Origin of the sequence: Streptomyces sp. NPDC005811, from assembly GCF_040630405.1 — a bacterium.
Taxonomy (GTDB): domain Bacteria; phylum Actinomycetota; class Actinomycetes; order Streptomycetales; family Streptomycetaceae; genus Streptomyces.
Genome location: NZ_JBEXXK010000038.1, coordinates 66,268 through 76,731 on the forward strand (window position 1 = coordinate 66,268; position 10,464 = coordinate 76,731).

10 protein-coding genes are annotated in these 10,464 nt (G+C 74.7%); 7 read left to right on the top strand and 3 right to left on the bottom strand.

Annotation, left to right across the window (positions count from 1 at the left end; translation table 11 throughout):
• Nucleotides 1–81 precede the first annotated feature (81 nt).
• Together ABZ490_RS33925 and ABZ490_RS33930 are read left to right on the top strand one after the other, a co-directional pair.
• Nucleotides 82–693 carry a TetR/AcrR family transcriptional regulator gene (locus tag ABZ490_RS33925; protein WP_358998859.1) on the top strand — a complete coding sequence of 204 codons (612 nt, stop codon included), beginning with the start codon at nucleotides 82–84 and terminating at the stop codon, nucleotides 691–693.
• A gap of 22 nt (nucleotides 694–715) precedes the next feature.
• On the top strand, nucleotides 716–1,459 hold the full coding sequence (locus ABZ490_RS33930; RefSeq protein WP_358998862.1) for a DUF2993 domain-containing protein: 744 nt from the start codon (nucleotides 716–718) through the stop codon (nucleotides 1,457–1,459).
• 513 nt (nucleotides 1,460–1,972) lie between these two features.
• Here the strand turns inward: ABZ490_RS33930 and ABZ490_RS33935 are convergent.
• Nucleotides 1,973–2,608 carry a TetR/AcrR family transcriptional regulator gene (locus ABZ490_RS33935; RefSeq protein WP_358998865.1) on the bottom strand — a complete coding sequence of 212 codons (636 nt, stop codon included), beginning with the start codon at nucleotides 2,606–2,608 and terminating at the stop codon, nucleotides 1,973–1,975.
• Between the two features lie 150 nt (nucleotides 2,609–2,758).
• Here ABZ490_RS33935 and ABZ490_RS33940 point away from each other — a divergent pair, with 150 nt between their 5' ends.
• From ABZ490_RS33940 to ABZ490_RS33955, 4 genes are read left to right on the top strand one after another with little or no spacing between them, the layout of a single operon-like run.
• Nucleotides 2,759–3,883: a VOC family protein gene (locus tag ABZ490_RS33940; RefSeq protein ID WP_358998868.1), complete on the top strand. Its 1,125-nt coding sequence runs from the start codon at nucleotides 2,759–2,761 to the stop codon at nucleotides 3,881–3,883.
• Nucleotides 3,880–4,818 carry a fumarylacetoacetate hydrolase family protein gene (locus ABZ490_RS33945; protein WP_358998871.1) on the top strand — a complete coding sequence of 313 codons (939 nt, stop codon included), beginning with the start codon at nucleotides 3,880–3,882 and terminating at the stop codon, nucleotides 4,816–4,818. The genes ABZ490_RS33940 and ABZ490_RS33945 overlap by 4 nt, the downstream gene beginning before the upstream one ends.
• A 19-nt stretch (nucleotides 4,819–4,837) precedes the next feature.
• Complete coding sequence (locus tag ABZ490_RS33950; RefSeq protein WP_358998950.1) at nucleotides 4,838–6,427, top strand: bifunctional 3-(3-hydroxy-phenyl)propionate/3-hydroxycinnamic acid hydroxylase; 1,590 nt, start codon at nucleotides 4,838–4,840, stop codon at nucleotides 6,425–6,427.
• On the top strand, nucleotides 6,424–8,406 hold the full coding sequence (locus ABZ490_RS33955; protein ID WP_358998874.1) for an acetoacetate--CoA ligase: 1,983 nt from the start codon (nucleotides 6,424–6,426) through the stop codon (nucleotides 8,404–8,406). The genes ABZ490_RS33950 and ABZ490_RS33955 overlap by 4 nt, the downstream gene beginning before the upstream one ends.
• 103 nt (nucleotides 8,407–8,509) lie before the next feature.
• Here the strand turns inward: ABZ490_RS33955 and ABZ490_RS33960 are convergent, their stop codons facing one another.
• Nucleotides 8,510–9,151, bottom strand: coding sequence for a superoxide dismutase (locus tag ABZ490_RS33960; protein WP_358998877.1), 642 nt, complete (start codon nucleotides 9,149–9,151; stop codon nucleotides 8,510–8,512).
• A 99-nt stretch (nucleotides 9,152–9,250) separates the two neighbouring features.
• Here ABZ490_RS33960 and ABZ490_RS33965 point away from each other — a divergent pair, with 99 nt between their 5' ends.
• The gene (locus ABZ490_RS33965; RefSeq protein WP_358998879.1) at nucleotides 9,251–9,895 is read left to right on the top strand and encodes a precorrin-8X methylmutase; all 645 of its coding nucleotides are present in this window, start codon (nucleotides 9,251–9,253) and stop codon (nucleotides 9,893–9,895) included.
• 36 nt (nucleotides 9,896–9,931) lie between these two features.
• Here the strand turns inward: ABZ490_RS33965 and ABZ490_RS33970 are convergent.
• Nucleotides 9,932–10,464 (bottom strand): precorrin-6A/cobalt-precorrin-6A reductase (locus tag ABZ490_RS33970; protein ID WP_358998882.1); only part of this gene is annotated, 533 nt, incomplete at its 5' end.

The window sequence follows — 10,464 nt, forward strand, 5'->3', positions numbered from 1 at the left end:
TTATCAAGCCCCCTCCCCCTTCGCCCCCTTCTCCCCCTTCTCCCCCTCCTCCCCCTTCTCGTCATGGACCGGAGGTCCGACATGAGCGGCCCACGTGTCCCGGGCGGCGGGCGGCACCACACCCCGCCCACCCGGGCCCGCATCCTGGAGGCGGCGCGCCGGGAGCTCGGCCGCGACCCCGAGGTCGGCCTCGGTGCCATCGCCGAGGCGGCCGGCGTGGCGCGCCGTACCGTCTACGGCCATTTCGCGGGCCGTCCCGCGCTGGTCGAGGGGCTCGTCGCGGACGCCGCGCAGGCACTGCGGCGCGCCCTGGCGGCGGTACGGATCCCCGAGCACGACGCCGTCGCCGCGCTGACCGGGTTCGTCCTGGCGCTGTGGCCGGTCGGCGACCGCTACCGGATGCTGCTGCGGCTCACCCCGCAGGACCAGGGGCCGGAGCGGGTGGCCGCGCTCCTGGCGCCCGCCCGGGAGACGGCCAGGACGATCATCGAGCGGGGCCAGCGGGAGAGCGTGTTCCACGACGGCCTCCCGCCCGGACCGCTCAGCCGAGCGCTCGAAGGGCTGCTGCTGGCGCTCCTGGACTGTGCGAACACCGGGACCTGGAGCGACGACGAGGGCACCCGCACGGTGGCCGCCGCCCTGATCGCGGTGGGCGTGGACACCGGCCTCGCCGTCGCGCGCACCGACGACTGACCCCCTCCCGAGAGGAACGCACGTGTACCGACCCCAGAACGACAAGGGCTCCACCCCGCGCCGGCGCGGGCGGCGGATCGCGGCGGTCGCGATCGCCAGCGCCGCCGCGCTGGCGGCCGGGGCCGTCGCCGTCGACCGGGCGGCCGCCGCCCGCGCGGAGGGCCGTACCGCCGAGGCGTTCCAGGAGGGCATGGCGACCCCGGAGCGGCCCTCGGTGCACGTCCGCGGCTTTCCCGTACTGACACAGCTGGCCGGCGGCAGTCTGCGGCATGTCGACCTCACCGCCCGGGACATCCCCGCCCGGGGTGCGGACCGGCCGCTGCCGGTGACCCGGCTGACCGTCGGCCTGGACGGGCTCAGGACCGGGGGCGGTGCGCAGAGGGCGCGGGCGCGGAGCGTGGAGGCGACGGCGTTCCTGTCGTACGCGGACCTGTCGGACGCGCTGGGCGTGGAGATCTCCCGGGGTGACGGGCCGGGCCGGGTCGACGCGACGGTCGCGCTGCCGCTCGCGGGGGACGTGACGGTCGGCGCGGACGTGTCGGCGGCCGCGGGGAACAGCGTCGCCTTCACGGACGTCCGCCTCGCCGGGGACGAACCGGCCCCGGCCGCGCGGGCCCTGCCGGACCGGGCCCTGGCGCGCCCCGTCCCGCTGCGGAACATCCCCGAGGGACTGCGGCTGGAGTCGGTCACCACGACGGACGACGGACTCACCGCCCGCTTCACGGGCACGGAGGTCACCTTCCACCCGGACCGCTCCTCCACCTGAGCCCCGCCCCGAACCCGCCGTCCCCCTGCACCCAGACCCGACCCGAACCCGCCCGACCGCCCAGACCCGACCCGGGCCCGCCAACCGCCCAGACCCGAGATCCGACCCGCACCCGCCAACCGCCCAGACCCGACCCGCCCCGGGCCACGCTCCGCCTACGGTCCGGCCCGAACCAGTCCTCCACCTGACGCCCGACCCGAACCCACCATCCACCCAGGCCCGACCCGAACCCGCCACCCACCCAGGCCCGGACCACACCCCGCCTACACTCCGGCCCGAACCCGCCGTCCCCCTGCCGTCAGCCCCGAACCCGCTGCCCCCTGCCGTCAGCCCCGAACCCGCTGTCCCCTGCCGTCAGCCCCGGGCCCGCCCTCCGCCGGAAGCCCCAACCGGACCCCGCCCCACATTCGGGGCCCCGCCCGTACCCGCTCTCCGGCGGAGGCCCCGCCCGAGCCCAGCCTCCGGCCGAGGCCCCGCCCGAAACCCACCCTCCGCCCGAGGACCGACTCGGCCTCAGCCGAGTTTTGGCAGCGGTCGTCGTGCGACCTCGTGGGCGTCCTCCACGGTGAGGCCCAGCATGCGCAGGACCATCTCCGCGAGGTTCGAGGCGGCCTCGTCGCCGTCCAGGTCGGGGCGGGTGAAGCGCAGTTCGACCAGGGACAGCAGGGTGCCGCCGAGGGCGGAAAGGGCGACCACGGGGTCGAGGGCGGTGAAGCGGCCGGAGGCGAGACCCAGCTCCAGGTCACGCACGGCGCGAGTGGCGAGGCCGTTCTCGGAGTGGAGGTAACCGAGTCCGCGCCGGCGCAGCACCTGCATGAGCTCCGGGTGGGAGTCCGCCATCCGCGCACTGAGCCGGAAACCGGCCGCGACGAGCTCCGCCGGGTCGTCGATCCCGGTCAGACGCGCGTCGAAGGCCTGGCCGAACTCCTCCAGCGCGTCGACGACCGCCGCGTCGAACAGCTCCGTCTTCGACGCGAAGTGGTTGTAGAACGATCCGAAGCCGACGTCCGCGCGCTCGGCGATCGCCTGGATGCTGACGCCGGTGTCCCCGGTCTCGGCGAGGATCCGCCGCGCCGCGCGGATCAGGGCCTGGCGGGTCTCGGCACGGCGCCGCTCGAAGCGGTTGCGGGGCGGGGCTGACGAAGACATGTGCGGATTCTAGCCGTGTCGCATCACACACCCACAGTTCTGATGGATTCATCAATTCTTCCCCGCGCACCCTTGACGCAAGGTTCCGTCAAATTTGATGATTTCCTCATTACGGCGATGTTGCACGACGTTGCTCGACGGATGCGGAGGATGCCCATGTCCCGGACGGCCCATCAGGACCTCCACAGCGAGCGGGGCGCCCTGCGGGGTGAGCATCCCGGCCGCTCCCGGAACCCCGTGATCAGGGTGGCGGACCTCGCCTGGCTGGAGTTCGAGAAGCCGGACCTGGACCGCGCCGAGGTGTTCGCGCTCGACTTCGGCTTCTCGGTGGCGGCCCGGACGCCGGACGCCCTCTGGCTGCGCGGCACCTTCGCCGGCCCGCCGTGCATGGTGATCCGCCGGGGCCGTGCCTCCCGGTTCGTCGGCCCGGCGTTCCGCGCGGCCGGGCCGGCCGACCTGGACCGGCTGGCACGGGCCACGGGGAGCGCCGTACGGGAGGCGGACGTACCCGGTGGCGGGCGGGCGGTGGGCCTGCTGGACCCGTCCGGCCTCCCGGTGCGGGTGGTGCACGGCACGCGGGAGCTCCCGGCGCTGCCCGGGCAGCGGCCCCTGCTCCTCAACTCCGGCACCGCGCCGCTGCGGACGAACGCCGTACAGCGTCCGCCGCGCGAGCCGTCCCGGATCCAGCGCCTCGGCCATGTGGTGCTGGAGACCCGGGTGTTCGGGCGGGCGCTGGACTGGTACCTCGACACGCTCGGGATGATCGTGTCCGACTTCCTGTTCCTGGACGGGCAGCGCGACCGGGGTCCGACGATGGCGTTCCTCCGCTGCGACCGGGGTACGGAGGCCGTCGACCACCACACCCTCGCGCTGCACCTGGGCCCGGGCGACGGCTATGTCCACTCCGCCTACCAGGTGACCGACCTGGACGCGATCGCCGCGGGCGGGGAGTACCTGGCCGAGCGCGGCTACCGGCGCAGCTGGGGCATCGGCCGGCACATCCAGGGCAGCCAGCTCTTCGACTACTGGCGCGACCCCGACCGTCTCATGCTGGAGCACTTCGCCGACGGCGACCTGTTCTCGCGCGACCTCGAACCGGGCTGGGCGCCCATGTCAGGGAGCGGGCTGGCCCAGTGGGGGCCGCCGGTCACCCGTGACTTCCTCGGCGCCTCGCCGTCCCCCGCGAAGGTCCGCGAGGTCCTGCGCGCGCTGCGCGGCGACAACGAACTCGACCCGGCACGTCTGCTGGGCCTGATGAAAGCGATGACCTCATGAGCACGAACGTCCTGCGTACGGCCGAGGGCTGGTGGGTGGTGCGCGACGCGCACGCCGTCCGGATCGGGACCGCCGCCGAGACGACCGCCGAACTGCTGGCCGACCGGGCCGCCGTGCGGGCGGCCGCCGGCTCCGGGGAGACGGGCACGCCCGCCGCGGGGCTGGCGGCGCTCTCCCCCGTCACCACGCCCTGCCGGGTGGTCGCGCAGATGGTCAACTACCGCAGCCACGCCCGTGAGTCGGGCTTCACCGGCGACTTCCCGCCCGCCTTCTTCCGCAAGGCGTCCGGCTCGGTCACCGGACCGCGCGACACCGTCGTCCGGCCGCCGCACGTGCGGTTCCTGGACTACGAGATCGAGCTCGGCCTGGTCCTCGGCGCACCGCTGCCGGTGGGCACGGTCGTCGAGGAGCGGGACCTGCCCTCGTACGTCGCCGGGCTGGTCGTCACCAACGACATCAGCGCCCGGGACGTCCAGCTGACGCGGACGCAGTTCTACGAGAGCAAGTCGTACCCGACCTTCACCCCGACCGGGCCGTACCTGACGCTGCCGGAGCCGGAGGACTTCCCGCACCTGCTCGATCTGCGGCTCAGGCTGTCCGTCAACGGCGACCCGCGCCAGGACCGCACCCTCGCCGACATGATCGTCCGCCCGGCCCGGGCGCTGACCCTGCTGGCCCGGTTCCAGCGCCTCGACGCGGGCGACCTGCTGCTGACCGGCACCCCCGGCGGCACCGCGCTGAAGGCTCCGCCGAAGGCCGTGGAGAAGATCGGCGCGCTGCTGCCGCCCGCGCTGAAGTGGAAGGCGTTCTTCAGGAGCCAGGCGAAGAACCCGCGCTATCTGCGGCAGGGCGATGTGATGACCGCGGCGATCGCCACGGCGGACGGGCGCATCGACCTCGGCGAGCAGCGCACGCCCGTCGCCGACGCGCGCTGAGACCGTGAGCGAGCCGCACATGACCGTCGCGCACGACGCGCCGGACGTCCCCGTGGTGATCGTCGGCGCCGGGCCGGTCGGCGTGACCGCCGCCCTGCTGCTGGCCCGGCACGGGGTGCGTTCCGTCCTCCTGGAACGCCACCGGGACGTCTACCCCCTCCCCCGGGCCGTCGCCGCCGACGACGAGGTCCGCAGGATCCTGCAGGCCGTCGGGATCGCCGACGCGTTCGCCGCGCTCGCCCGCCCCGCGCGGGGACTGCGGCTGCTGGACGCCCGGCACCGGGTGATCGCCGAGTTCCCGCGCTCTCCGCGCGGCCACCACGGCTACCCCCAGACCAGCATGTTCGACCAGCCCGAGCTGGAGCGGCTGCTGCGCGAGGCCCTGGCCCGCACCCCGCTGGGCGAGCTGCGCGGCGGCGCGGAGGTCACCGGCGTCGCGCAGGACGGCACCGGCCCGGTCCGGGTGACGTACCGCGACGGCGACGGGGAGCACGTCCTGTCGGCGGCGGCCGTCCTCGGCTGCGACGGCGCGAACAGCCTGACCCGCGGCGCCGTCGGCGCCGTCTGGGAGGACCTGCGCTTCGAGGAGCGCTGGACCGTCGTCGACGCCACGACGACCGCCGCGGTCCGCGGCTGGGAGGGCGTCGACCAGGTGTGCGACCCGCACCGGCCGGCGACCTTCATGCGGATCGGCGAGCACCGCTACCGCTGGGAGTTCCGGCTGCGCGCGGGCGAGGAGCTGGACGACGGGCTGCTGCGCCGGCTGGTCGCCCCCTGGGTGGACCTCTCCCGCGCCGGGGACTTCCGGGTCGTGCGGCAGGCCGCGTACACCTTCCGCGCCCGGGTCGCCGACCGCTGGCGCCGGGGCCGTGTCCTCCTGCTCGGCGACGCCGCCCATCTCACCCCGCCGTTCGTCGGGCAGGGCCTGTGCTCGGGGCTGCGGGACGCCCACAACCTGGCCTGGAAACTCGCCCGGGTCCTGCGGCAGGGCGCCGACGACGGTCTGCTGGAGACCTACGAGCGGGAACGCGCACCGCACGCCCGCCATGTCGTGCGGCTCGCCGTCGCCACCGGCTGGGCCATGACCGGCGGCCAGGACCGCGCGGCCGCCGTGCGCCGGGCCGCGGTCGCGGCGGCCTGCCGGATCCCCGGGGTGACGGCCCGGGCGAGCCGGGACCTCGGCCGTCCGCTGCCCGCCGGTCCGCTGGTCCGCCGCGGCCCGCTCGGCGGGACGTACGCCCCGCAGCCCCGGGTGACGGACGAGGACGGACGACGGGTGCGCCTCGACGACGTCCTCGGCGACTCCTTCGCCGTACTGACCGCCGTACCGCTGCCGCCCGTGCCGCGCGCGCTCGCCGACGCCCTCGGCGCCCGGATCGTCGAGGTGCGGCGGTCCGGCGACGACGGCGCCCTCGCCGCCTGGCTGCGGACGGGCCGCGCCGACGCCGTGCTGCTGCGGCCGGACCGCGTCGTCCTGGACGTCGTCCCGCAGGGCGGCGACGACTTCACCGGTACGGCGGGGTGGGCGCCCCTGCTGTGCACCGGCCGGACACCGGCCGAGCCGCCCGTGTCCCCGTCCCGTCCCTCGCCGAGGAGACCCCTGCCATGACCCAGCCCTTCTGGACCCCTGACCCGGAGTCCGCCGCCGCGAGCCGGATGGCGGACTTCGGCCGCCGGACGGCCGCCCTCCGGGGCGCCGGCGCCGATCCCACCGACTACGCCGCGCTGCACCGCTGGTCCGTCACCGACCCGGAGGGCTTCTGGGGCGCTGTCTGGGACTACTTCGGCATCGACGCGGACACCCCCTACGAGCGGGTCCTGGCCGAGGAGACCATGCCGGGCGCCCGCTGGTTCACCGGCGCCACCCTCAACTACGCCCACCACGCGCTGCGCGCCCTCGCCGACGACGCCACGGCGATCGTCGCCCTGGACGAGACCGGCGCCGGGTACGAGGTGACCGGGCGACGGCTGCGCGCACAGGTCGCCTCGGTGGCCGCGACCCTGCGCGAGCTGGGCGTCGGCGAGGGCGACCGGGTGGTCGGCCATCTCCCCAACACCCCGCACGCGATCGTGGCGTTCCTGGCGGCGGCGAGCCTGGGCGCGGTGTGGTCGGTGTGCGGGCAGGACTACGCGCCGCAGGCGGCCGCCGCCCGGTTCGCCCAGCTGGAACCGACCGTGCTGATCGCGGCCGACGGCTACCTCTTCAACGGCGTCTCGCACGACCGCCGTGAGGCCGCGCTCGAACTGGCCCGCGCGCTGCCCACGCTGAAGGCGACCCTGCTGGTGGACCACCTGGGCCTGCCGTGGCCCGCGCGGGCGTACCCGACCCTCGTCGTCCCCTGGGAGGACGCCGCCAGCCGCACCGAGGAACTCGCCTGTACCCCCGTGCCGTTCGACCATCCCCTGTGGGTGGTGTTCTCCTCCGGCACCACCGGTCCGCCCAAGGGCATCGTGCACGGCCACGGCGGCGTCCTGGTGGAGCACCTCAAGACCCTGGGCCTCCACTCCGACCTGGGCCCCGGTGACCGCCTCCTGTGGTACACCACCACCCACTGGATGATGTGGAACCTGATCGTCTCCACCCTGCTGACCGGCGCGACCACCTGCACCTACGACGGCGGCCCGGCGCCCGCCGCCCGCCCGGACGTGCTCTGGGAGCTGGCCGCCCGCCACCGGGTCACCGTGTTCGGCACCAGCCCGCAGTACCTGCTGGGGATGGCCAAGTTCGGCATCGACCCGTCGGTGCACGACCTGTCCTCGGTCCGGGTGGTCGGCTGCACCGGCTCCGCCCTCCCGGCCTCCGCCCACCCCTGGGTCCGCGACCACGTCGGCGACCGCGTCCTGCTCGCCTCCATCAGCGGCGGCACCGACATCGTCTCCGGCTTCGCCGGCGGCACGCCCCTCACCCCGGTGTGGGCGGGTGAACTGTCCGCCCCGCACCTGGGGGTGGCGCTGGCGGCGTACGACCCCGCGGGCACGCCGGTGACGGACCGGGTCGGCGAGCTGGTCGTCACCCGCCCGCTGCCCTCGATGCCGCTGTCCTTCTGGAACGACCCCGACGGCGGCCGCTACCGCGACGCCTACTTCTCCACGTATCCACGGGTCTGGCGGCACGGCGACTGGATCACCATGACGGGCCATGGCTCGGTGATCGTGCATGGCCGCTCCGACAGCACGCTCAACCGCAACGGCGTACGGCTGGGCAGCGCCGACATCCATGACGTCGTCGAACGCCTGCCGGAGATCGCCGAGGCGCTCGTCATCGGCGCGGAGGAGCCGGACGGCGGCTACTGGATGCCGCTGTTCGTGGTCCTCACCGCCGGGGCGGTCCTGGACGACGCGCTGCGCGACCGCATCCGCGAGGCCGTCCGCGGCGGCGCCTCGCCCCGGCACGTCCCCGACGAGATCATCGAGGTGCCCGGCATCCCGCACACCCGCACCGGCAAGAAGCTGGAGGTCCCGGTGAAGCGGCTGCTCCAGGGCGCTCCCGCCGGCCGGGCGGTCGACCCGGCGACGGTGGACGCCCCCGACCTCATCGGCCACTTCGCCCGCCTGGGCGCCGAACGCCGGGCCGCGACCGGCCGCTGACCCCGAAGGGCTCCCGCGCGCACGTCCGCGCGGGAGCCCCTCGTCCTGCCGCCTGCCGCGTGAAGGGTGAGAAGACGATCACGAGCAGGACGTTCCGGTGCGCTCAGGGCGCGAGGAGCAGGCTGTCGCCGCGTTCCCCGGCGGCGGTGTACCGCCGGGCCACGTCCTGCCAGTCGACGACCTGCCACATCGCCTCGACGAAGTCCGCCTTCTGGTTGCGGTACTGGAGGTAGAAGGCGTGCTCCCAGGCGTCGAAGACCAGCAGCGGGGTGGAGCCCTGGCCCACGTTGCCCTGATGGTCGTAGACCTGCTCGACGACGAGCCGCCCGGACAGCGGTTCGAAGGCCAGGACGCCCCAGCCCGAGCCCTGGGTGGTGGCCGCGGCCCTGGAGAGCTGCGCCTTGAACTTCGCGAACGAGCCGAACGACTCCGCGATGGCGTCGGCGAGTTCGCCCGTGCCGTCCTTCTCCAGCGGCTCACCGCCGCCGTCGCCGGACATGTTGTGCCAGTAGACGCTGTGCAGGATGTGCCCGGAGAGATGGAACGCCAGGCTCTTCTCCAGGCCGTTGATCGAGCCCCAGGCCTCCTTGTCCCGCGCCTCGGCGAGCTGCTCCAGCGTGTCGTTCGCGCCCTTCACATAGGCCGCGTGGTGCTTGTCGTGGTGCAGCTCGACGATCTCCGGGCTGATCACGGGAGCGAGCGCCGTGTAGTCGTAGGGCAGCTCCGGGAGCGTGTACACCGCCATGTCCAACACCCTTCCAGCTTATTGCGAATGATATGCAGCTGCAAGATAACAGCAGGAGTGTCATCGTGGCGATCATGGGCTCTCGGTATGCTCGCGGCCATGGCGAACACCGTGACCAGCTACGACTACGAGAAGGACGGCGCGGCCATCTACCGTCAGTCCTTCGCCACCATCCGCGCGGAGGCCGATCTCTCGGGGCTGCCCGCCGATGTCGGACAGGTCGCGGTCCGGATGATCCACGCCTGCGGGATGGTGGACCTCGTACGGGACCTGGCCTTCACGCCGGGGGTCGTGGCACGGGCCCGGGAGGCCCTGCGCGGGGGCGCGCCCGTCCTCTGCGATGTGCAGATGGTGGCGAGCGGGGTGACCCGCCGACGGCTGCCCGCCGGCAACGAGGTGCTCTGCACCCTGTCCGACCCGGCCGTGCCGGAACTGGCGGCCGAGCTCGGGACGACACGCAGCGCCGCCGCGCTGGAGCTGTGGCGGGACCGGCTGGACGGCGCGGTCGTCGCCGTCGGCAACGCGCCCACCGCGCTGTTCCGGCTGCTGGAGATGATCGAGGCGGGCGCGCCCCGGCCCGCCGCCGTGATCGGCGCGCCGGTCGGTTTCGTCGGCGCCTCCGAGTCCAAGGACGCGCTGGCCGCCAACCCGTCCGGACTGGAGTACCTGGTGGTGCGGGGCCGTCGCGGGGGCAGCGCGATCGCCGCGGCGGCGGTCAACGCCCTCGCCAGCGAGGAGGAGTGACGGCGGCGGGCGGCGGGTGAGGGGCCGGTACGGAGGTCAGCCGGCCGTGCGGGATTCCTGTGCGGCGACCCAGCGGGCCGCCGCCTCCGGGGTGGGGGTGACGGGGACGCCCTCGGGGAGCGGGGGACGGCGGACCACCACCACCGGCAGGCCCGCCTCGCGGGCCGCCGTCAGTTTCGGGGCGGTGGCGGCTCCCCCGCTGTCCTTGGTCACCACGACGTCGATGCGGTGCCGGCGCAGCAGCTCCCGCTCCCCGTCGAGGGTGAACGGGCCCCGGTCGAGCAGGATCTCCGCCCGGGCGGGACGAGGGCCCTCGGGCGGCTCGACGCACCGAACGAGGAACCACAGGCCACCCGGCCCAGCGAACTCCGGCCCGGCGAAATTCGGCCCAGCGAGCTCCGACCCGGCGAACTCCGACCCCACGAACTCCGACCCCACGAGCTCCGGCCCAGCGAACTCCGGCCCGGCGAACTCCGGCCCAGCGAGCTCCGACCCGGCGAACTCCGACCCCACGAACTCCGACCCCACGAGCTCCGGCCCAGCGAACTCCGGCCCGGCGAACTCCGGCC